22 protein-coding genes are annotated in these 21,753 nt (G+C 67.9%); 15 read left to right on the top strand and 7 right to left on the bottom strand.

Annotation, left to right across the window (positions count from 1 at the left end):
* The first annotated feature begins 36 nt into the window (after positions 1-36).
* The 6 genes from G6N37_RS16140 (at position 37) to G6N37_RS16115 (ending at position 5,688) form a co-directional block, all read left to right on the top strand.
* On the top strand, positions 37-738 hold the full coding sequence (locus G6N37_RS16140) for a M15 family metallopeptidase (protein WP_163681849.1): 702 nt from the start codon (positions 37-39) through the stop codon (positions 736-738).
* 56 nt (positions 739-794) lie between these two features.
* Positions 795-1,607 carry a methyltransferase domain-containing protein gene (locus G6N37_RS16135; protein ID WP_163681847.1) on the top strand — a complete coding sequence of 271 codons (813 nt, stop codon included), beginning with the start codon at positions 795-797 and terminating at the stop codon, positions 1,605-1,607.
* A gap of 94 nt (positions 1,608-1,701) precedes the next feature.
* Positions 1,702-3,279: a methylmalonyl-CoA mutase family protein gene (locus G6N37_RS16130; RefSeq protein WP_163681845.1), complete on the top strand. Its 1,578-nt coding sequence runs from the start codon at positions 1,702-1,704 to the stop codon at positions 3,277-3,279.
* Entirely contained in the window at positions 3,279-3,710 is a 432-nt protein-coding gene (locus G6N37_RS16125) for a cobalamin-dependent protein (protein WP_163681843.1), read from the top strand. The genes G6N37_RS16130 and G6N37_RS16125 overlap by 1 nt, the downstream gene beginning before the upstream one ends.
* Positions 3,695-4,651, top strand: a complete 957-nt coding sequence (locus tag G6N37_RS16120) for an LLM class F420-dependent oxidoreductase (RefSeq protein ID WP_163681840.1) — start codon at positions 3,695-3,697, stop codon at positions 4,649-4,651. Before G6N37_RS16125 ends, G6N37_RS16120 begins: the two co-directional genes overlap by 16 nt.
* Positions 4,648-5,688, top strand: a complete 1,041-nt coding sequence (locus G6N37_RS16115; protein WP_163681838.1) for a CaiB/BaiF CoA transferase family protein — start codon at positions 4,648-4,650, stop codon at positions 5,686-5,688. The genes G6N37_RS16120 and G6N37_RS16115 overlap by 4 nt, the downstream gene beginning before the upstream one ends.
* A gap of 40 nt (positions 5,689-5,728) precedes the next feature.
* Here the strand turns inward: G6N37_RS16115 and G6N37_RS16110 are convergent, their stop codons facing one another.
* Entirely contained in the window at positions 5,729-6,631 is a 903-nt protein-coding gene (locus G6N37_RS16110) for a LysR family transcriptional regulator (protein ID WP_163681836.1), read from the bottom strand.
* Between the two features lie 165 nt (positions 6,632-6,796).
* Here G6N37_RS16110 and G6N37_RS16105 point away from each other — a divergent pair, with 165 nt between their 5' ends.
* Complete coding sequence (locus G6N37_RS16105) at positions 6,797-7,690, top strand: SDR family oxidoreductase (protein WP_163681835.1); 894 nt, start codon at positions 6,797-6,799, stop codon at positions 7,688-7,690.
* A gap of 69 nt (positions 7,691-7,759) precedes the next feature.
* On the opposite strand, the gene G6N37_RS16100 is transcribed toward G6N37_RS16105, so the two are convergent.
* The 3 genes from G6N37_RS16100 to G6N37_RS16090 are packed head-to-tail and all read right to left on the bottom strand — an operon-like array spanning position 7,760 to position 9,702.
* The gene (locus tag G6N37_RS16100; protein ID WP_163681832.1) at positions 7,760-9,025 is read right to left on the bottom strand and encodes an amidohydrolase family protein; all 1,266 of its coding nucleotides are present in this window, start codon (positions 9,023-9,025) and stop codon (positions 7,760-7,762) included.
* Between the two features lie 3 nt (positions 9,026-9,028).
* Positions 9,029-9,343 carry a DUF4286 family protein gene (locus tag G6N37_RS16095; protein ID WP_163681830.1) on the bottom strand — a complete coding sequence of 105 codons (315 nt, stop codon included), beginning with the start codon at positions 9,341-9,343 and terminating at the stop codon, positions 9,029-9,031.
* 23 nt (positions 9,344-9,366) lie between these two features.
* A complete protein-coding gene (locus G6N37_RS16090; protein WP_163685105.1) occupies positions 9,367-9,702 on the bottom strand; it encodes a 2Fe-2S iron-sulfur cluster-binding protein in 336 nt (111 codons plus the stop codon).
* 123 nt (positions 9,703-9,825) lie between these two features.
* On the opposite strand from G6N37_RS16090, the gene G6N37_RS16085 reads away from it, so the two are divergent.
* The 4 genes from G6N37_RS16085 to G6N37_RS16070 are packed head-to-tail and all read left to right on the top strand — an operon-like array spanning position 9,826 to position 14,012.
* On the top strand, positions 9,826-11,229 hold the full coding sequence (locus G6N37_RS16085; RefSeq protein ID WP_163681828.1) for a class I adenylate-forming enzyme family protein: 1,404 nt from the start codon (positions 9,826-9,828) through the stop codon (positions 11,227-11,229).
* Positions 11,207-12,112, top strand: coding sequence for an acyl-CoA dehydrogenase family protein (locus G6N37_RS16080; RefSeq protein ID WP_163681826.1), 906 nt, complete (start codon positions 11,207-11,209; stop codon positions 12,110-12,112). Before G6N37_RS16085 ends, G6N37_RS16080 begins: the two co-directional genes overlap by 23 nt.
* Positions 12,099-13,187 (top strand): acyl-CoA dehydrogenase family protein, encoded by a 1,089-nt coding sequence (locus G6N37_RS16075; RefSeq protein ID WP_163681824.1) that lies wholly within the window; start codon positions 12,099-12,101, stop codon positions 13,185-13,187. Before G6N37_RS16080 ends, G6N37_RS16075 begins: the two co-directional genes overlap by 14 nt.
* 57 nt (positions 13,188-13,244) lie before the next feature.
* Entirely contained in the window at positions 13,245-14,012 is a 768-nt protein-coding gene (locus G6N37_RS16070; protein ID WP_163681822.1) for an enoyl-CoA hydratase/isomerase family protein, read from the top strand.
* A gap of 5 nt (positions 14,013-14,017) precedes the next feature.
* Here G6N37_RS16070 and G6N37_RS16065 read toward each other — a convergent pair whose 3' ends face one another.
* Positions 14,018-14,887 carry a proline iminopeptidase-family hydrolase gene (locus tag G6N37_RS16065; RefSeq protein WP_163681820.1) on the bottom strand — a complete coding sequence of 290 codons (870 nt, stop codon included), beginning with the start codon at positions 14,885-14,887 and terminating at the stop codon, positions 14,018-14,020.
* A gap of 190 nt (positions 14,888-15,077) precedes the next feature.
* On the opposite strand from G6N37_RS16065, the gene G6N37_RS16060 reads away from it, so the two are divergent.
* From G6N37_RS16060 to G6N37_RS16050, 3 genes are all read left to right on the top strand, one after another.
* Positions 15,078-16,217 (top strand): thiolase family protein, encoded by a 1,140-nt coding sequence (locus G6N37_RS16060; protein ID WP_163681818.1) that lies wholly within the window; start codon positions 15,078-15,080, stop codon positions 16,215-16,217.
* Entirely contained in the window at positions 16,218-17,096 is an 879-nt protein-coding gene (gene meaB / locus G6N37_RS16055) for a methylmalonyl Co-A mutase-associated GTPase MeaB (protein WP_163681816.1), read from the top strand.
* Between the two features lie 142 nt (positions 17,097-17,238).
* Positions 17,239-18,150, top strand: coding sequence for a thiamine pyrophosphate-dependent enzyme (locus tag G6N37_RS16050; protein ID WP_174813841.1), 912 nt, complete (start codon positions 17,239-17,241; stop codon positions 18,148-18,150).
* Here G6N37_RS16050 and G6N37_RS16045 read toward each other — a convergent pair.
* The gene (locus tag G6N37_RS16045) at positions 18,143-18,796 is read right to left on the bottom strand and encodes a response regulator (RefSeq protein ID WP_163681815.1); all 654 of its coding nucleotides are present in this window, start codon (positions 18,794-18,796) and stop codon (positions 18,143-18,145) included. The two genes, G6N37_RS16050 and G6N37_RS16045, sit on opposite strands and share 8 nt — an antisense overlap.
* 107 nt (positions 18,797-18,903) lie before the next feature.
* Here G6N37_RS16045 and G6N37_RS16040 point away from each other — a divergent pair, with 107 nt between their 5' ends.
* Entirely contained in the window at positions 18,904-20,124 is a 1,221-nt protein-coding gene (locus G6N37_RS16040) for a sensor histidine kinase (protein ID WP_163681813.1), read from the top strand.
* A 3-nt stretch (positions 20,125-20,127) separates the two neighbouring features.
* On the opposite strand, the gene G6N37_RS16035 is transcribed toward G6N37_RS16040, so the two are convergent.
* Positions 20,128-21,744, bottom strand: coding sequence for an FAD-dependent oxidoreductase (locus tag G6N37_RS16035; protein ID WP_163681811.1), 1,617 nt, complete (start codon positions 21,742-21,744; stop codon positions 20,128-20,130).
* Positions 21,745-21,753 lie beyond the last annotated feature (9 nt).

The raw sequence follows: 21,753 nt of genomic DNA, 5'->3' as shown, positions 1-21,753 counted from the left end.
GCGCGATTCGGCGTGGCCAACCGCGACAATGACCGGATGCGTCTTTTGCACCCCGCCCTTGCGTTAACGGTCGTCGCGGGGTTGGTCGCGGTTTCCTGGGACCGGACCGCCCAGGCGGCCCCCGATGTCCCGCCCGTCAGTGACGCGGCGCGGGCGGCCGGGTTCGTCGACGTCCGCAATGTGGTCCCCGACGCCATCATCGACCTGCGCTACGCGACGACCAACAACTTCACCCATACGCAGCTGTACCCGTCCGACGCCCGCTGTCTGGTGCACCAGTCGATGGCGTCAGGGCTGGCGACGGCCGCCAGCGCGCTACGCCCGCAGGGTCACCTCCTGGTGTTCTGGGACTGCTATCGGCCCCACGACGTCCAGGTCAAGATGTTCAGCGTCGTCCCGAACCCGGCGTGGGTCGCGCGCCCCGGCCAGTTTGCGCACAGCCACGAATCGGGGCGCTCGGTGGATGTGACGTTCACGACGACGCAGCAGCCGTGCGCGTCCGGGCAGCATGCGGACGGGCTCTGCCTCGCCGACATGGGCACCGACTTCGATGACTTCTCGTCGCGCGCAAACGCTTTCGCAACCCAGGGCGTCAGCGCCGACGCCCAGGCGAACCGTGCCTCCCTGCGGAACGCCATGACGTACGGCGGGCTGTCGGCATATTCCGGGGAGTGGTGGCATTTCGACGGCCCCGGCGCGGCGGTCGACCGCCCGATCCTCGACGTCCCCGTCGACTAGTTCTCATATAGTGAGACGGACGTTTCATACTGTGAATCAGTCGGTAGGCTTCGGGGATGACCGACGAACGCGGGGCCACCTACACGCACGGACACCACGAATCGGTGCTCCGGAGTCACCAGCGACGCACCGCGGAGGACTCGGCGGCCTACCTGCTGCCCCGCCTGAAGCCGGGGTTGTCTGTGCTCGATATCGGCTGTGGACCCGGGACGATCACCGCCGACCTGGCCGCGCGTGTCGCACCGGGACCGGTGACCGCCGTCGACCAGTCGACCGACGTCCTCGACGTGGCCCGCGCCGAGATCGAGCAACGTGGCATGTCGAACGTGTCGTTCGCGACGGCCGACGTGCACCGCCTCGACTTCCCGGACGGCACATTCGACGTCGTGCACGCGCACCAAGTGCTGCAACACGTCGCCGACCCCGTCGGCGCGCTGCGGGAGATGAAACGCGTGTGCGCGCCGGGCGGCGTCGTGGCGGCCCGGGACGCCGACTACGCGGGGTTCGTCTGGTTCCCGGAGTTGCCCGCGCTGGATCTGTGGCGCGACATCTACCGGCGGGCCGCTCGTGCCAACCGCGGCGAGCCCGATGCCGGGCGGCGGTTGTTGTCCTGGGCCCAGCGGGCGGGTTTCGCCGATGTCACGCCCACCGGCAGCGTCTGGTGCTACGCGACGCCCGCGACGCGCGAATGGTGGGGCGACATGTGGGCCGAGCGGATCCTGCACTCGCGGATCGCACGCGACCTGGTGGATCTGGGTCTCGCCGGTCCGGCGCAGCTCGAGGAGATCTCCGCGGCGTGGCGCGCCTGGGCGGCCGCGCCCGACGGCTGGATCGCCATCCCTCACGGCGAAATCCTCTGCCGGACGTAGCGCCTCGGGGCGCAAGCGCGGCCGGCGTGGGTATTCGACCAGGTCAAGCGTGTGGTATTGGCATTCTCTTTTTTTGCAAGTACGTTATTCATCGATGGATAATACGGCCCACACTCCGTCTGGTATCCCGCTGCGGCCCGCATACGGGCCGGCGGATGTAAGCGCGGAGCCTCCGCAGCCGGGGGAGTTCCCCTTCACCCGCGGTAACTTCGCGTCCGGGTACCGCGGCAAGCTCTGGACCTTCCGCCAATACTCGGGATTCGGCACCGCCGAGGAATCCAACCGCCGGTATCGCTACCTGCTCGAACAAGGGGGCACCGGTCTGTCGGTGGCACTGGACCTGCCGACCCAGTGTGGATACGACTCCGACGACGCGGAGTTCGGCGAGGAGGTCGGGCGGGTCGGCGTCGCGGTGGACACCCTGGCCGACTTCGAGATCCTGTTCGACGGCATTCCGTTGGACAAGCTCAGCACGAGCATGACGATCAACGGGACGGCGGCGATCCTGCTGGCGTTCTACGTCGCGGCCGCCGAGAAGAAGGGCGTGCCGCGGGCGAAGCTGACCGGCACCATCCAAAACGACATTCTCAAGGAGTACGCGTCGCGCGGAACGTGGATCTGGCCGCCGGAGCCGTCGCTGCGGCTGATCGCCGACACCATCGAGTTCTGCGCTGCCGAGGTTCCGAGGTTCAACGCGATCTCGGTGGCGGGTGCGCACTTTCGCGACGCCGGGGCGAACGCGGTGCAGGAGATGGCGTTTACCCTGGCCGACGGGGTCACCTATTGCGACACCGTGGTGCAGCGGGGCCGGATGACGATCGACCAGTTCGCCCCGCAGATCTCGTTCTTCTTCTACACCCACGGGGACTTCTTCGAGGAGATCGCCAAATACCGTGCGGGGCGCCGCCGTTGGGCCACAATCGTGCGGGAGCGCTACGGGGCGACAACGGCCAAGGCGGCGATGTTCCGCTTCGGCTGCGTCTGTGGCGGCGCGTCGCTGTATGCGCCGCAGGCCCACAACAACATCGTGCGGGTGGCCTACGAGGCCATGGCCGCGGTGTTGGGCGGCGTGCAGTCGATGTTCACCGCGGCCTGGGACGAGCCGTTCGCATTGCCCACCGAGGAAACCACCACCCTGGCCCTGCGGACCCAGCAAATTCTCGCGCACGAGACCGGCGTGGCCAGCGTGGCCGACCCGCTTGGCGGGTCGTACTTTGTGGAGGCGCTGACCGACGCCACCGAAGCCCGCATCATCGAGATCATGGATGACCTGGAGCGGCACGGGGGCATGGTGCACGCGATCGAGGACGGCTATCTGCAGGGCCTGATCGCTGACGAGGCCTACCGGGTGCATCAGGACATCGAAGCCGGCGTCCGGCCGGTTGTCGGCGTCAACCGGTTCGTGACCGACGAACCCGAACCGGATGTCGTGACGTACGAGCTGGACGCCGAGGGCCGCGACCTTCAGCTCAAGCGGCTATCCAAGGTGAAGGCCGAACGGGATTCGGCCGCAGTCCAATCCAGCCTTGCGGCCCTATCGCGTGCCGCCGAAGGAGACGACAATCTGATGCACAAGCTGATCGACTGTGCCAACGCGTACTGCACGGTCGGCGAAATGGTCTCCGCGCTCAAGGCGGTGTGGGGCGAGTTCCAGCAACCGGTGGTGTTCTAGTGGCCGCCCGAATTCTGGTCGCCAAGCCCGGCTTGGACGGGCATGACCGCGGCGCCAAAATCGTCGCCCGCACGCTGCGCGACGCCGGCTTCGAGGTGATCTACACCGGCATCCGGCAGCGCATCGAGGACATCGCCTCGATCGCCGTCCAGGAGGACGTGGCGGTCGTGGGCTTGAGCATCCTGTCCGGTGCCCACCTGGCACTCACCGCGCGCACCATCGAAGCGTTGCGGGCCGCCGACGCCGCCGACATCGCCGTCGTGGTCGGGGGCACGATCCCGCACGCCGACGTGCCCAAGCTGCTGTCCGCCGGCGCCGCCGCGGTATTCCCCACCGGGACATCGCTGGACGACTTGGTGCGCGAGATCCGCGCGCTCACCGGCACCCCCGAACCCGTTGCAGAAAAAGAGGAACAGTGCGCGTCGGAGTAATGATCGGCGCCGAACGTGGCGATATGGCCCGTAAGGTGAACAAGCTTGCCGCCGATATCGAATGGGCCGAATCCGCGGGTCTGGACACCGCGTGGATGCCACAGGTGCCCGACGACTTCGACTGCCTGACGATGGTGTCGTTGATGGCCGCCCACAGCTCGCGCATCGAGCTCGGCACCGCGGTGGTTCCGCTGCAAGCCCAGCACCCCATTGCCCTTGCCCGCCAGGCTCTCTCGGTGCATGCCGTCACCGGTGGACGGCTGGCGCTGGGCGTCGGGCCGTCGCACCACTGGATCATCCGGGACATGCTCGGTTTGCCCTATGAGAAGCCGGCCGGCTACACCCGCGACTACCTGCAGGTGCTCAACGCCGCCATGGCCGGGCCGGGACCGGTTGACGTCGAGAACGATTCGTTCAGCGTCCACAATCCCCTGGCGATCGGGGCCGATACCCCGATGCCGGTTCTGGTCGCCGCGCTTGGGCCGGTGATGCTGCAGCTTGCCGGCGAACTCGCCGACGGCACGGTGCTGTGGATGGCGGACGAGCGCGCGATCGGTGACCATATCGCGCCGAAGATCACCAAGGCCGCCGCGGACGCCGGGCGCCCCGCCCCGCGAATCGTCGCGGGTATCCCCGTATGCCTTTGTGCGCCCGCACAAGTCGACGAGGCCAAGGAGCGGGCCAACCGCATCCTGGGCGAGGCCGAGGTGTCGCCCAACTACCAGCGCCTGCTCGAACGCGGCGACGCCCGCGACGTCGGCGATCTGTGCGCGGCCGGCGACGCGGAGCAGATTCTGGCCCGGATGCGCCGCTTCGCCGACGCCGGCGTGACCGATCTGTCGGTCCGGTTGCTGCCCATCGGCGACAATCGGGACGAGCTCGTCGCCTCCAAACGCCGCACCCGCGAGATGATCGCGTCGCTCGCAACGGAATTGCGTTGACGGCGACATCCGCCGGACCGCTGGCGGGGATACGCATCCTCGAGGTCGGCACCATGCTGGCCGGCCCCTACGCCACCATGCTGCTCGCCGACCTGGGCGCCGAGGTCACCAAGATCGAGCCGCGCGGCGGGGAGATCTCGCGGGGTGTAGGTCCCGCCTACTTCGCCAGCCTCAACCGCAACAAGTCGAGCATCTGCCTGGACCTCAACTCCGACGCGGGACAGCAACGCCTGGGTGAGCTGGTCGCGGAATCCCATGCGCTGCTGGTGAACCTGAAGCCGTCGGCCATCCGCCGACTGGGCCTGACCTACGAGCGGCTGCGACGGCACAACGAGCGGATCGTCTGCGTGGCGATCACCGGATTCGGCCTGCACGGCGGCGACGACCCGGCCTTCGACTACGTGGTCCAGGCCGGCGTCGGCACCGCCGCCTTGACCGGCGACCCGGACGGACCGCCAACGCTGCCGGGTTACTCCTCAGCCGACAACTCCACCGGAATGACCGCGGCGCTGGGGCTGTTGGCCAAGATCATCTCCGGCACCGGCGGGCAAGTGGACGTGTCGCTGCGCGACGTCATGCTGTCGCAGCTCAACTACCACGCGTCGGCGTACCTCAACGACGGGGTCCAGCCGCAGCGCCGCCCCTTCGGGGCGCATTCGTATTACGTTCCGGCCCAGCTGTTCCCGACCGCACAAGGGTATCTGGCGCTGTTCATCACGCACGACGGCTTCTGGAAATCGTTTGCCACCGAGGCGGGTATCGGCGGCTTCGAGACGATGGCCGAACGAGTGGCCCGCCGTGATGAGGTGCTGGCGGTGGTCTCGGCCATGCTGGCGACCGACACCGCCGCGGGGTGGGAACGCCGGTTGCACCCGCTCGGTGTTCCGGCGGCGGCGGTCAGGACGCTGCCCGAGGCGCTCGAAGCGACCCCGGGGGTCGTCGTGACCGCGGGTGACTTCCGCCTCGTCGGGAGTCCCATCCGCGTTTCGGGTTACCAGCCCGAATACCGGCCACCGCCGGAGCTTCCCGAGGGCTAGCCGCGGCTGCGGCCGGCCGTGAAACGGTTCACGCGCGGGCTCAGCCACGCGATCCGGTGAGGTGGGCCTCGGCGAGCTTGCGGAAGGCTGCGACCAACCGACTGCGGTCCCCGGCGCGCGTCGCCAGAACGACGTGGCAGGGGTCGACACCTTTGAGCGGCACCGTGGTGATGTCGGGCCGCAGGCTGTTGCCGTGAAAACCCGCCGTGATGGCCACGGCCTGTCCCGAGGCGATGAGTTCGAACTTGTCCTCGAGCGCGTCGATGAACGGACCGTCGGGCGCCCGCCGTCCGTCGGGCCTCGGGTCGATCCGCCAATAAGCGCTCCACGCCGGGTCCGAGTTGCGCACTCGGGGCATCGGCTCGTCGGCGATGTCGTCGAGGGTGACGAAATCCCGGCCCGCCAGGCGGTGGTCAATGGGGACCGCCAGCACCCGCGGCTCGTCGTAGAGGACCGTCACGTGCAGCCCGTCGGTGGGGAACGGCAGCCGGGTCACCACCGCGTCCACCCGATGGCCGTGCAACGCGTCAAGAGCGTGCCCCCAATCCAGGTGCGTGACTTGCACTTCGGCGTCCGGGTGCTCGCGGCGCATCTCGCGCACCGCGGGGGTGACGATCATGCCCGTCGTGTACCCGATCGTGATGCGGCTGGGCTGCGCGGCGGCCCGGGCCTGAGCGGCCGCTTGCGCGGCCGCTCGCAGCAGCGCCTTGGCGCGGGGCAGGAACACCTCCCCGGCCTCCGTGAGCCGGGTGCCCTGCGGCGTGCGATCGAGCAGCCGGACGCCGAGCTGCTGCTCGAGGCGGCGGATCTGCCGGCTCAGCGACGGCTGCGCGATCCGCAGCGCGTTCGCGGCGCGACCGAAGTGGCGGTGCTCGGCCACCGCCACGAAATACCCGACCAGTCGCAGGTCCAGGTCGATCACCTGCGATGCAGTGTCGGCCATGCGCACAGTGTAATCATCCAGCTGCGCGCTGGCCCGCAAGTTCCCTCATTGATGTGCGGTGATGCGCATTTCGCATCGCGTCATCCGGAATAGGTCTTGGACGCCTGGCCGGGTGTGGTCATTGACTGGATATCGCGAAAGTCAACGCAAGCGAAGGGACCACCCATGCGTGTCTTTGTGACCGGCGCGACCGGACACATCGGTTCGGCCGTCATCGACGAACTCCTGGGAGCCGGGCATCACGTCACCGGCCTGGCCCGCTCCGACGAGTCCGCCGCGGCGCTCGTGGCCAAGGGCGTGGGCGTGCACCGGGGCGACCTGGACGACCCCGACGGCCTGCGGGGCGCCGCCGCCGCGTCCGACGGCGTCATCCACCTCGCCTTCAAGCATGATTTCGACGACTTCGTGGGCGCGGCCGAGGCGGACCTGCGCGCTGTCGAGGCCATGGGAGAGGCGCTCGTCGGTTCGGGCCGCCCCTTTGTCAGCACCTCGGGAACGCTGCTGCTGTCGCTGTTGGGGACGGGTGGACGTGGAACCGAACAGGACACGTTGGCCGGCGGACCGCGGGCCGACTCGGAGAACGCCGTGATCGCGCTGGCCGAGCGCGGGGTGCGATCGTCGGTCGTTCGGCTATCCCCGCTGGTGCACAGCAACCTGGACCACCACGGCTTCACCACCCACCTGATCGACACCGCCCGCAACACCGGGGTGTCGGGCTATCTCGGCGACGGGACGAACCGCTGGCCCGCGGTCCACACTCTCGACGCCGCGCATCTGTACCGGCTGGCGCTCGAAAATGCCCCCGCGGGATCGCGTTTGCACGGCGTAGCCGACGAGGGAGTGCCGTTCCGCGACATCGCCGCCGTGATCGGGCGTCACCTGAATGTGCCGACCGCCAGCATTGCCCCCGAGGATGCCGGCCACTTCGGGTTTCTCGCGCTCTTCGCCGCCTTGGACAATCCGGCGTCGAGTGCGCTGACGCAGAAGGTGCTCGATTGGCAACCGGAACACGCCGGGTTGCTCGAGGACCTCGACGCCGGCCATTACTTCGGCGAGTGAGCGACACTATGGCTCATCCGGTCGTCGGTGTGGGCCCGAAAGGCGTTGGGCCGCTGGGTGTATACCGCGTTAGCTCAGCCCGGCGAGTTGCTGCTCCCGGTAGAGCCGTGCCCATTCCGCGCGCGAGCGGATGGACACGTCCACATCAATCGCGTTGGCGCGCAGTGCTTTCACGGTCGCTCGCTCGCGAGGCGTGTGCGCGAACGGATCCCAGCTGAAGAACCGGCACGCGTTGGCCCAGGTGATCTTGTTGATGTCAGCGTCGTCGGCACCCGCGGCGGTCAGCTCGGCCAGCACCCGTTCGGGCGCGTCCGGCCAGAAGCAATCCGAGTGCGGGTAGTCGCATTCCCAGGCGATGATGTCGATGCCGATCTCGTGGCGCAGCTTCAACGACGTCTTGTCGGTGACGTAACACGCGAGCGAGTGCTCGCGGAAGACCTCGCTGGGCAGCTTGTCCCCGAAGTCCCGCCGCAGCCACTTCTGGTTGGTGTAGTGGCGGTCGCAGCGGTCCAAATAGAACGGGATCCAGCCGATGCCGCCTTCGGAGAAGGCGAACTTCAGGTCCGGGTAGTTGCGCATGGCGGGACCCCACAGCAGGTCCTGCGCGCACATCGCCGACACCTGGGTGGCCAGGATGATCAGGTTGTCGATCGGCGCGTTCGGCGCCATGCTGATCGCCCCGAAGCCGGTGCCGATGTGCAGGCACATCACCACGTTCTCCGCCGAGAGCGTGCGGAACACCGGGCCCCAGTAGTCCTCGTCGTGGTAGCTCGGAAGCCCTTCCAGATGAGGCAATTCCGGCATCGTCACCGCCCGGCAACCCTTCGAAGCCACCCGGCGGATCTCGGCGCACATGGCCTCCGGGTTCCACGTCGGCAGGATGGCGATCGGGATGAACCGATCCGGGTAGGACCCGGCCCACTCGTCGATGTGCCAGTCGTTGTAGGCCGACACCATCACCAGGGTGACGTCCTCGCGCGTCATGTTGAGGTGCCGAGCCGAAAAGCCGGTGAAGGTGGGGAAGCACATCGACGCCAGGATGCCGTTGCGGTTCATGTCCCGAACGCGTTCGTGGACGTCGTAGACGCCCGGCCGCATTTCGGCGAAACCCGCCGGGTCACGGCCCCATTCCTCGGCCGGCCACGACACCACGGCGTTGAGCCCGCTCACGCCTTGCGGCCTGCCCTGGTACATCCACTGGTCGACGCCCCTTTCGTCGACCATGACCACGGGTGCCTGGTCCTGGTACTTGGCGGGTACGTGGCGCAGGAACATGTCCGGCGGCTCGACCACGTGGTCGTCAATGCTCACCAGGATCAGGTCATCGACGTTCATGAGTTAGCCGACGCGCTCGGTGGTCGTCTCGAACAGCCGCGGAATGGGTGCGGGATCCAACTGCAGGGCGTCGGACATGTTCAGTTGTCCGGCGTTGGCGATCATGTTGTCCAAGATGGCCTGCAGATCATCGCCTTCGAGTTCGTAGATGGCCACATAGGGACCCTGCCCGTCAATCGGGCGCAGCCGGCGTGCCGCGACAATGCCGTCTAGCGCCAGCAGTTCGGGTATGTGTACTTCGTCGTACCAGGTGTTGTACTCCTGTTCGCGATCGGGCGAACTGGGCCGGCTTTCGACGAACATGATTCCCTTGGCCATCGCCGCCACCTCTCTTCGGGCCGCTACTCGTAGCGCACCGTGACCGAATCGGTGTCCGGCACGCCCTGGCACGTCAGAATGTAGCCCTCGGCGACCTCGTCATCGTCGAGGGCATCGTTGACGCGCATGGTCGCATGGCCTTCTTCGAGCTTGGCCATGCACGTGCCGCAGTTACCCGCCTCGCAACTGAACGGCGGCTCCAGGCCGGCCCGCCGCGCGCTCTGCAAGAGCGTCTCGCCGGGGACCAGCGGCACCGAAACCTTCTTGCGGTCCATGTGGATGGTCACCGTGCCCGCGCCGGAGCCGTTTGACGGATTTGTCACCCGTGGGGTCTCCTCGATGCTTCGGGCGACTGACACCTCGACCGCCCCTCCCGTACTTGCATTCTTCACTATAGAGAATACTATTCTCACAGAGCGATAGGATCTTCTCAAGCGCGTGGGGATGTCAGGTCAGCCCGGCCTGTCAGGGAAGGACGGGACGTGACCGAGCCGGCTGCGGTCGTGTTCGAGGAACGGCGTTTCAGCCTGCCTCAGCTCGACGCGCTCGCCGACGGCTGGGCCGCAACCCTGGCCAAGGACGGTGTCGCCGCTGGTCAGCGCGTCGCCGTCATGTCGTCCAACCGACCGGAGTTCGTCGCCGCCCTGCTCGCGATCTGGCGGCTGGCCGCCACGGCCGTGCTGATCAGCCCGGCATGGAAGAGTGCCGAAGTCGACCACGCCCTCGCCCTGACCGAACCGGCCCACGCCGTCGGGGACCACCCGGTGCTGGCCGGCGCGATGCCCATGCTGCACCTCGACGAGCCGATCGCGCCCGGGGAGCCGACGGCCGCGGCGCCGCCAGCACGATCGGACGCCGTGCTGGTGTTCAGCTCCGGCACCACCGGGCTGCCGAAGGCCGTCCGGCACACCCACGCGGCGCTGGCGGAGGCGGTGCGGCAGTGGCGAGACGCGCTGCGGCTGACGCCGCGCGACCGGATTCAGATCGCCACCCCGCCCTCGCACATCCTCGGCCTGCTCAACATTCTCACCGCGCTGCGCACCGGCGCCTGCGTGCGTCTGCATCCCCGGTTCGACGTCGACCAGATCCTGCATCACATCGAAAGCGACCGCATCACAGTGGAAATGGCGGTTGCGCCCATCGCGCTGGCCCTCGCCTCTCACCCCACGCTGGAGTCCTATGACCTGTCTTCGCTGCGCTACATCATGTGGGGGGCCACGCCGGTGAGCGCCGACATCGCGGAGACGGTGACACGGCGCACCGGCGTCGGTTGGGTCCCGGCTTACGGGACCACGGAACTGCCTGTCATCGCCTGCAATCCGGTCGAGGGCGCCCGGCTGGACACCGTCGGGCGCCCGGTGCGGGGTGTCGACCTGAGGGTGGTCTCGATGGAGACGGGCGAGCCGGCTTGCCCGGGGGAGGTCGGCGAGATCCAGGCCCGCTCTTCGTCGCTGATGGCCGGCTACCTGCCGGCCGCGGCGACAGCTGAGGTGATTCACGACGGCTGGTACCGGACCGGCGACGTCGGCTGGCTCGACCGCGACGGCTGGCTGAGGATCACCGACCGCCTCAAGGAGATGATCAAAGTGCGCGGTTTCCAGGTCGCGCCCGCCGAAATCGAGACGGTGCTGCACGGCCACCCGGCCGTCAAAGACTGTGCGGTGTTCGGCGTGCCCGACGGAATCAACGGGGAGGCGGTGGTCGCCGCGGTGGCGACATGCGCCCCCGTGGATGCCGGCGAGCTCACCGCCCGAGTCGATCAGCGGCTGGCTTCTTACAAACGCGTGAGCCGGGTCGTGTTCGTGCCCGACATTCCCCGCCTGCCCTCGGGCAAGGTGCTGCGCCGAGTCCTGAAGGAGCGCTATGGATGTACGTCTGACAGCTGAACAACAACAGTTGCGCGACGCCGCCGCCAAGCTGGCCGACGACCTCGGGCCCTCGGCCGTCCAAGACCTCGACGACAAGGGCCGGATCGCGCGCCTGGACAAGCAAATTGCGGCGACGGGCTTCAGAACGCTGCGCTCCGACGGGGCATCGGGTGTCGAACTGGCCATCGTCGCAGAGGAATTCGGACGCCGACTGGTCGACACCCCATTTCTCGGTCCGGCGCTCGCCGACGACCTGACCCGCCACGTCGGAGCCGACGGTGCGGGCGCGACGGTGGCGGTCGATGGCCGCGCCATCGACGCGCGCGGCGCTCGGCGGGCCCTGAGCCTTTCCGATGGCAAGGTGTTGGCCGCCGAGGTGCAGGGCCCGATCGATGGCGCGGATTTGACCCGAGCGGATGCGAAAATCGCGGGAGCGCCGGTGGCGCTGGGCGAGGTGCCCGACGACATCGCGGCGCGGTGGCGGGCGCTCGCGCTGGTCGCGACGACGGCGGACTTGGTGGGGATCGCGCGGGGCGCGCACGCCGTCGCCTGCGACTACGCCAAGATCCGCGAACAATACGGCAAGCAGATCGGTACCTATCAAGCCATCGCCCACCTGCTGGCCGAAAGCCTTGCGCTGATTGAAGGTTCGATCAGCGTGTCGCGCCATGCCGCGTGGGCGGTCGACGAGCTGGCCCCCGCTGAGGCCATCCGCGCCGCGCAGATCGCGAAGGTCTACTGCGCGCGCGCCGCCCGAACCGTCTGCGAAACGGCCATCCAGGTGCACGGCGGAATCGGCAACACCTGGGACTGCTTGGTACACGTCTACCTGCGCCGCGCCCTGACCTCGACCGAGCTGTGGCCCGTCGCGTTGAAGGAGATCGATCTTGGACTTTCGTGACTCACCAGAGGAGGCCACCTTCCGGGAACGGCTGCGATCCTGGCTCTCCGCGCACGCAGCGGAATTCTCCGGGTCCGGCGACGAGTACTGGGCCCGCCAGGCGCAATGGCACCAGGCGTTGTACCGAGAAGGGTTCTTCGGGCTGTCGTTCCCCCGTGAGTACGGCGGGCAGGAGTTGCCGCCGGTATACGACGTCATCATCGACGAAGAGCTCGCCCGAGCCGGCGCCCCACCGCGGCCCAGCGTGGGCTACCTGATCTACGGGATCGGCCGGCACGCCAATGACGAAGTGCGGCAACGCTTCCTGCCGGGTATCATCAACGGCACCGAACGTTGGTGTCAGGGCTTCAGCGAGCCGGGCGCCGGTTCCGACCTGGCATCGCTGACCACCACCGCTCGCCTCGAGGGTGACACCTATGTGGTGAACGGGCACAAGATCTGGACCAGCTACTCCGATGTGGCGGACTGGTGCCTGCTGCTGGCTCGCACCGACCCCGGGGCCAGACGCCACCGCGGCCTGTCGGCCTTCGTGCTGGAGATGAAACAGCCCGGCGTGCAACAGCGCCCGCTTCGCATGATCAACGGGGTGACCAACGAATTCGGTCAGGTGTTCTTCGACGACGCGAAGATCCCGGCCGACCGGATGGTCGGAGCCCCCGGCGACGGCTGGGCGGTCGCCATGACCGTCGTCGGTCACGAGCGTGAACCCTCCACCCTCGGCTACGCGGCCCGGTACGGCAAGCTGGTCCGAAGCCTGTTCGCGCGCAACGAGGGTCCGGTTCCCGAAGAGCTCGCGTGGGCGGCGGTCCAGTCGGAGATGTTGACCCACCACGTGCGGCGCCGGCTCTCCGAACAGCTCGACGGTGTCTCACACGGGCCCGAGGGGTCCCTCGACAAGCTGCTGATGACCTGGGTCGAGCAATCCGTCGGGCACGCCGCACTCGCGGTCACCGGGACCCGCGATCCGGACCTGCTCAGCGCCTATCTGTACAGCCGCGCGCAGAGTGTGATGGGCGGGACATCACAGATACAAAAGAACATCATCGCCTCACGCATCTTGGGATTGTCGGAGTGATCGCGAGCGCGGGCGAAGCCCGGGTGAAGCGGGTCACGACCATAGAAGGAGTCTGACGTGTACGACATGCCTGCCGAAATCGACGTCCAAGCCGACGGCCCACTGCGGATCATCACCTTGAACCGGCCGGAGTCGCTCAACTCGGTCAACGACGACCTGCACGTCGGGCTGGCGCGGCTGTGGCAGCGACTGACCGATGACGCCACCGCCCGCGCGGCCGTCATCACCGGGGCCGGCAGGGCGTTTTCGGCCGGCGGCGATTTCTCCTATCTCAAGGAACTGTCCGCCGATGCCGATCTGCGCGCCAAGACCATCCGGGACGGACGTGAGATCGTGCTGGGCATGGCGCGGTGCCGAATTCCGGTGGTGGCCGCGGTCAACGGGCCGGCCGTCGGGCTGGGCTGCAGCCTGGTCGCGCTGAGCGACATCGTCTACATCGCCGAGGAGGCCTACCTCGCCGATCCGCACGTGCAGGTGGGATTGGTGGCCGCCGACGGCGGCCCGTTGACCTGGCCGCTGCACATCAGTTTGCTGCTGGCCAAGGAGTTCGCGCTCACGGGCACCCGCATCAGCGCGCAGCGTGCCGTCGAACTCGGGCTGGCCAACCACGTGGCCGCCGATCCGCTTGCGGAGGCGATCGCCTGTGCCAAGAAGATCTTGGAGCTGCCGCAGCAGGCGGTCGAAAGCACCAAACGGGTGCTGAACATCCACCTGGAACGGGCGGTGCTGGCCAGCTTGGACTATGCCCTCTCGGCCGAGCACCAGTCGTTCACAACCGAAGATTTCCGGTCGATCGTCACCAAGCTGGCCGCCGGCAAGAACTGAGCGCGTTACGCCGGCGACGAGTCGTGTCGCCGCAGGAAGCCACGCATCACCCGGTCGAACTTGTTCGGCTCCTCGACGAAGGGCATGTGGGAGCTCTTCTCGAACAACTCGAAGCTCGATCCCGGTATGCGCCGGTGCATGTCCCACATGTGCTCGGGCACGCATTCGTCGAACCTGCCGGCAAGGATGAGGGTGGGCAACGTGATTTCGGCCAACCGATCGAGCACGTCCCAGTCCCGGATGGTCCCGACGATGCGAAAGTCGCTCGGCCCGAACATCGTCTCGAAGATCTCGGTGCCCATGTCGGCGAAGGCCGCCAAGAGCTCCGGGGGCCACGGGCGTGCGCGGCAAAGGTAGGTTTCGTTCCAGGTGCGGATCGCGTTCTGGTATTCGGCCGTGTACGTCGTCCCGGCGGCCTCGTGACGTTCGATGGCCGATTGCGTCGCCGGATCGAGCTCGGTTTTCAGCCGGGCCACCACCTCGGAGAACTGCGGTATGGACGCGATGCTGTTGGAGATGGTGAGGCTGACGGCGCCCGATGTGACGTCGAGCGTGTACTGCTGCGCCAGCATTCCGCCCCACGAGTTGCCGAAGACGTGGAAACGGTGCAGGCCGAGAGCCTTTACGACGGCTTCCATTTCGGCCACCGAGCGCTGCATGGTCCACAGCTCGCGGTTCGATGGGCGGTCGGATTTGCCGCAGCCGAGCTGATCCCAGTAAATGACTTCTCGCTCGTCGGTCAACCGCTCGAGCGACCGCAGGTAGGTGTGGGGTAAGCCGGGCCCGCCGTGAACAACGAGCAGGGGCAGGCCGTCCCCGCCGCCGACGCGCTTGAACCACACGTCGCCGCCCGGGACCCCGATCTTTCCCTCCATGCCGAGGATGCCTCCTGGGTTGCTTGCGAAGCGGAGTCGCACCGTATCGATGCCGGTGCCTGCGATTCTGCGTCAGTTCGCGAGCTCAAGTCTCCTTGCAACGCTGACTCTCAGAATGAGAGAATAGTGTTCTCATAGGCCGTGGGGGCTGCCGCGCCCTCGCGACGTTCGCCGAATTGGAGAAGACCACGTGCCTGAAGCCGTCATCGTGTCCGCACTGCGCACCCCCATCGGCACGGCCCGGAAGGGCACGCTGCGCGACACCAGCGCCTTCGACCTCGCGAACCACGTGGTCTCGGAAGCGGCGAAGGAATTGGACCCGGCGCAGGTCGACGACGTGATCCTGGGGGAGGGGCTGTACGGCGGCGGCGTGGTCGCGCGCCACGCGGCCATCACCGCCGGGCTGACCCAGGTGCCCGGCCTGGCCAACAATCGCCACTGCGCGGCAGGCCAGGCGGCGGTGCAGAGCGCGGCGGCGAGCGTGCGCGCCGGCATGGATCGGCTCGTCATCGCCGGTGGCGTGAACTCCGCCTCCACGTCCCCGCGGTCCCGGATGCAGGTGGACGGCGAATGGGTCGACTGGTTCCCTCCGACCCATCCTGACCGTCCCGACGCGCCGAACCTCGACATGTCGATCACCGTGGGCTGGAACGCCGCGGTGAAAGCCGGCGTGAGCCGGGAAGAGATGGACGCATGGGCGCTGCGTTCGCATCGCAACGCCATCGCCGCGATCGACGAGGGTCGCTTCAAAGAGGAGATCGTCCCCATCGAGACGCCGCACGGGCTGTTCGCCGTCGATGAACACCCGCGCCGCGACACCACCATGGAGAAGCTGGCCGCGCTCAAGCCGCTGCATCCCGAAATCGAGGACTTTTCCATCACCGCCGGCAACGCCTGCGGCGCCAACGACGGTGCGGCCGTGCTGACGATCGCGAGCGATGAGCTCGGCCTGCCGTCCCTGGCGACCGTGCGGTCCTGGGCATCGGTCGGAGTCGACCCCGCGATCACCGGGCTGGCGCCCGTCGAAGCGATTCCGAAAGCTCTTGCCCGCGCGGGACTTTCGGTCTCGGACGTGGACCTGTTCGAGATCAACGAGGCCTTCGCCGCGATGTGCGTGGCCACCGTCAAGCTGCTCGATCTCGACCCGGACAAGGTCAACGTCAGTGGCAGCGGATGCTCGCTGGGGCACCCGGTGGCGGCGACGGGCGCCAGGATGCTGGTCACGCTCATCTACGAATTGCGCCGTCGCGGCGGCGGAATCGCGGTCGCGGCGATGTGCGCGGGCGGCGGAATGGGGTCCGCGACCGTCATCGAGGTACCAGCACCGTAAATGGAGATCGCCGACTTGATCGCAGGCGCGCGCAACGGATCTCCGCGCGCGGTGGGTCGGCTCCTTTCCCTGGTCGAGGGCGAGCGCCGCGACGAGGTGCTGGCGATTATCGAGCCGTCATCGGTCAGCGTCATCGGCATCACCGGCCCGCCGGGCGCGGGCAAGTCCACGACGATCGCCGCTCTGGTCGGCGCCTACCGGGAACGGGGGGACCGCGTGGCAGTGCTGGCGGTGGACCCGTCGTCGCCGTTCAGCGGTGGGGCGCTGTTGGGCGACCGGATACGAATGGCCGCGCATATCAACGACTCCGACGTGTTGATCAGGTCGGTGGCGACGCGGGGCCACCTCGGCGGGCTGGCCGCGGCGGTCCCCGCCGCCATCCGCCTGCTGGGGGCGATCGGTTATCACGTGGTCCTGCTGGAGACGGTGGGGGTGGGGCAGTCCGAGATCGAGATCGCCGCCGTCGCCGACCCCACCGTCGTCATCCTCAATCCCGGTGCGGGCGATGCGATCCAGGCGGCCAAGGCGGGGGTGCTCGAAGTCGCCGACATCGTCGTCGTCAACAAGGCCGACCGCGACGGTGCCGAGCAGACCGTGCGGGACCTGCGGGCCGAGACCGGTGCCCCGATCATCAGCCTCGTCGCCGATCGCGGGGAGGGCATCGCGGAGTTGATGGCCGCCATCGAGGACCACCACCGCACCGACAGCCGTGCGCGCCGCCTGGCCCGCGCCCGAGCGCAGATCCTGTCCTTGGCGCAGACGCGGTTGCGCAGCCGGCCGGACCTCGACCGGCTCGCCGAGGCGGTCGTCGACGGCGACCGGGACCCCTATTCGGCGGCCGAGCGGCTGCTGTCCCCGACCCCTCGGGAGCAGGACTAACCGGTTTCGCGTGTCCCCCGATCGGGGGAACGGGGATTCATCCCGATTGCGGACCGATCGGCGGAGGCCCGGCCGCGCCGATCTCCCTACGTTGATCTTGTGCCCGACGGCACGATCCGCGATGAGTTAGGAGACCCGGCACATGGCTCGCACACCCGAACGGTCGGCCGCACACCTCGGTGAACAGCTGGAGCTGTACCGGCGGATGTGGGTTCTGCGCCTGCTGGACATGGCATTGGAGGAATCCCGCATCGACGGTCTGCTCAACGGACCCATGGTGGCCGCATTCGGCCAAGAGGCCGTCGCCGTCGGCACCATCGCGGCGTTGCGACCGGGCGACATCATGAACACCGCGATCCGCCATTTCGAGCACGCTGAGCGGGTCGGTAGCGCCCTACCGTTGGGCCCGGCCATCGCCGAGATGATCGCCCCCAGCCGAGCTGCGGCCGGCCGTGTGCAGGAAGGCCCGTTCGCGACCGAATGGAAGCAGATCTTCGCCACTTCCAACCCACTGCGGCAATCGATCCTGTTCGCGCTCGGCGACGCCTATGCGCAGCAGGTGGCCGGTGGGGGCAAGGTCACGCTGTGCGTCATCGGTGACGACGCCGTGAACTCCCCCGAGTTCAAGTCGGCGGCGACGATCGCGCTGTCGTGGCGCCTTCCTGTGGTGTTCGTCGTCGAAAACATCCGCGACGGGTCCGGTGTGCGCCGGGGTCCGCGCGAGCGCCACGGATTGCCCGTGACGTCGGTCGACGGCAAGAACGTTGTGGCGGTGTATGATTCGGTCGCGAATGCGGTGCGACGAGCCGGTGCGGGCAGCGGGCCCACGATGGTCGAGGCGGTCACCTACCGGACCAACCACCCAGCCGGGGTCGATCCGTTGGTTTACGCCCGACGCCAGCTGACCCGTGCGGGCGTCAGCGCCGGCCACCTCTACGAGGTGGAGCGACGGGCTCGCCACCTGGTGGCCGAGGCAGCGGCGTTTGCGAACACTCAACTGCGCGACGAGCGTCCGGCGGTGAGCGAACCGGACCACTGGTCGCCCGCTAGCTGAGCAGACCTTGCCGCATCGCCTCGGCAACGGCGGCCGCGCGATCGCTGACGCCGAGCTTCTCGTACAGGCGCTGGACGTGGGTCTTGACCGTGGACGGAGCCACGTACAGCTCAGCCGCGATCACGGGGATGCTCTGGCCGCGCGCAATCCGGTTGAGCACCTCGCGTTCACGCGCGCTGAGGACGGGACCCGTCGGTTCCGCCCGGTGCCGGATCTCTGCGGTGAGGCCGCCGACAAGCGCGGGCGCCACCACGTCCCGGCCCAGCGCGCAGTCGAGCACGGCCTTGACGATCTCGCTGCGTGTCGAGTCCTTCAGCACGAACCCGGCGGCGCCCTGCTGCAGCGCCTGGTAGACGATGGCGGGCTCGTCGTGCGCGGAAATGAGCAGCACGCGGGTCGGCAACTCCTGATTGCGCACCGCCGCCGCCACCTGCCCGCCATCCATCCCGGGCATCCGGTAATCGAGCAGGGCGACGTCGGGCAGATGCTCCTTGATCAATTCAAGTGCCGCCGAGCCGTCCTCTGCCTCGCCGACGACGTTCACCGAACCGCTCGACGAAAGCGCACGCACCACGCCCTCACGAAAGAGCGGGTGATCGTCGCCAACAACCACCCGCACCTTTTCGGGCGTCGCCGGGCGGGCCATGGCGATGAGTGTAGCCCGCAAAGCGGCGAAGACAATCGGAGAAAACTCTGATGCATCTAGGCGTGATTTGCGGTGAGGCGGCCCGCGTGGATGAGTACTGTGTTCGCGTGGCGGTCGCCAGTGACGCGGAACTGGGCCGGGTGCGCAGGCTTCACCAGCTGCGCTCCTATCGAATCGCGTCAGTCCTTCGGCTCGGTGTGGTGGGCCTGATGATCGCTGCGATGCTCAGCGGCACGCGCCGGTCCGAGTGGGTTCAGCAAACTGTGCTCATTGCCGCGTACGCGGTCGTCGCGGTGTGTGCTCTGGCACTTGCCTTCCCGCGGAGCCGACTATGGCTCGGACGGGGCCGGCTGGTCCAGGTCGGCCGGCTGGAGCCGTTCGTGTTCACCGTCGTCGATGTCGTCGTGCTGACGGTCTTCCAAGTGTTGTCGACCAACGGACTCCATCCGTTGCTCATCATGACGGCACTGCCGATCCTGATCGGGCTCGACATCTCGTCCCGGCGGGCGGCGGTGGTGTTGATTTTCTCGATGCTGGGTTTCGCGGTCGCGGTGCTCGAGGACCCGGAGATGGTCGGTTCGATCGGCGTCACCGAGGCCACGTTTCGGTTCCTCCTCTACGGATTCTTGTGTGTCACGGCGTTTGTGGCCGTCCGCATCGAGGAGCGGCATACCCGCTCGGTCGCCGGACTCAGCACCCTGCGCGAAGAATTGCTCGCTCAGACGATGACGGCGTCCGACATCGAGCAGCGCCGGATCTCGGAGTCCATACACGACGGGCCGCTGCAAGACATCTTGGCGGTCCGCCAGGAGCTCGTCGAATTGGACACGGCCCTACCTGGTGATGACCGCATCGCGCGAGCGCTCAGCGGTCTGCAGACGGCCTCGGAGCGACTGCGGCAGGCGACGTTTGAGTTGCACCCGGCCGTCCTCGAGCAGGTCGGGTTGGCGGCCGCGGTCCAGCAGCTGGCCACCTTCACCGCCCAACGGTCGGGAATCGAGATTCAGACCGACATCGATTACCCCATTCGCAGCGCCGTCGACCCCGTCGTGTTTGGTGTGGTGCGCGAATTGATGTCCAACGTCGTGCAACATTCGCGGGCCCGCAGCGCGTCGGTGATGCTCGGGATCACCGACGACACGTGCGTATTGCATGTGGCCGACGACGGCGTGGGATTCAATGACCAGACTGTCGCGCGCCGGCTGGGGGAAGGACACATCGGGTTGGCGTCGCACCGGGCCCGCGTGGAAGCCGCCGGGGGAAGGTTCACCTTCCTCGACGTGCCCGTCGGCACCCACATCTGCGTCGAGCTGCCAATCGCCAGGTAGCTGTTATTTCAGGTCGACGGACTTTCCGGTGGCGGCCGCGTGGCCGGCTCGATAACCGAAAACCATTGCGGGGCCCAGTGTTCCGCCAGCGCCACCGTAGGCGCGTCCGGTGACCCCACCCATCGCGTTGCCGGCGGCGAAAAGGCCCGGTATCGGCTCACCGCCCACGTGCAGCACCCGCCCATCGCGGTCGGTGCGCGGGCCGCCCTTGGTGCCCATTGCGCCGATGCGTAGCGGCACCGCGTAGAAGGGGGCGGTGTCGATGGGGCCGAGGGTCTTTCCCGCGAGGGTGGTCGCACTGTTGTCGCCCCAGTAGCCGTCGTAGGCGCTGGAGCCGCGTCCGAAGTCGGGATCGGCGCCGGCGGCCACGTGGCGGTTCCAGTCCTCGACGGTCTGGATCAGCCCATCCGCGTCGATGCCGGTCTTGCCGGCCAACTCGGCGAGGTCCGCCGACTCGCAGAACCAGTCCGGAACGGGCTGCCCTGGCTCGATTCCCAGGAATCCATAGCGCTGCAAGTGAATTGAATCGAAAACCATCCAACCGCGGTCGTTGACGTACCCACCGCGGGGATCGAGGTAGTGGAAGGCGCCGGCCATGGAGTTGTAGTCGGACGCCTCGTTGACGAAGCGACGCCCCGCCGCATTGACGATGATGCTCCTGGGCCGGGTTCGTTCCAGCCGTACGCTGCGGCTGCGTGGCTTGCCCTCGATGGTGTCGCCGGGAATTTGGACGATCGGGACCCACCAGGCTTCGCCCATGTTGGCCAGATCCGCACCGTGCGCCATCGCCATGCGCAGGCCGTCCCCGGTGTTGATGGGCGGAGAGACCGCGCCGTGCATCGGGCCACGCAGAAACGCCTGCGTCAGAGCGGGATCCCATTCGAAGCCGCCGGTGCCCAGGATGACGCCGTGCCGGGCGCGAACGCTGACGCTGCGTCCCTGAAGCCTGATCCGCACCCCGGTGATTTCTCCGCCCTCGCCGATGAGTTGTTCGGCGCGCGCGTTGACGTGCGGTGTCACGCCGGCATCCAAGAGTCCCTTGAGAAGTCCCGCGATCAGCGCGGTGCCGGCAACGCACAGGTGGCTGGTTCGTTCGTCGATCGCCGCGTGTAGCCGGGCCCTCGTCTCGGCATCGAAACCGACGTTGGACCAGTCGGCGGGGAACGACGTGATCCGTGTGGCCCATTCGCCCAACTGGGCCAGATCGAATGGCGCGGCGCTCAGCGAGCGGCCGCCGGTGGGTCGTCCTCCCGGCAATTCGGGGCGGTAGTCGGGGAAGCCAGTGGCGATCTCGAAGCGCAAACCGCTGTGTGCCTCGACGAAGTCGAGCATCGCCGGGCCGGTGTGCACGAAGGTTTCGACCAACTCGTCGTCCATCGAGCCCAGGGACTGTGCGCGCAGGTATTGCAACGCGTCAGCAGGCGTCAATTCCCCGTCGGGAGAACGCGTATGGGCCGGGATCCACACGACACCACCCGACACCGCGGTCGTCCCACCGACGGTCGGCGCCTTCTCGAAGACCTCCACCGAGGCACCGGAGGCGGCCGCAGCGAGTGCGGCGGTGAGCCCGGCCCCACCGCTGCCGAGCACGACGACATCGACTTCATTGTCCCAGGACATGGACTGTCA

The sequence above is a fragment of the Mycobacterium seoulense genome (genome assembly GCF_010731595.1).
Classification (GTDB): domain Bacteria; phylum Actinomycetota; class Actinomycetes; order Mycobacteriales; family Mycobacteriaceae; genus Mycobacterium; species Mycobacterium seoulense.
This window is presented reverse-complemented; position numbering and strand designations above follow the sequence as displayed.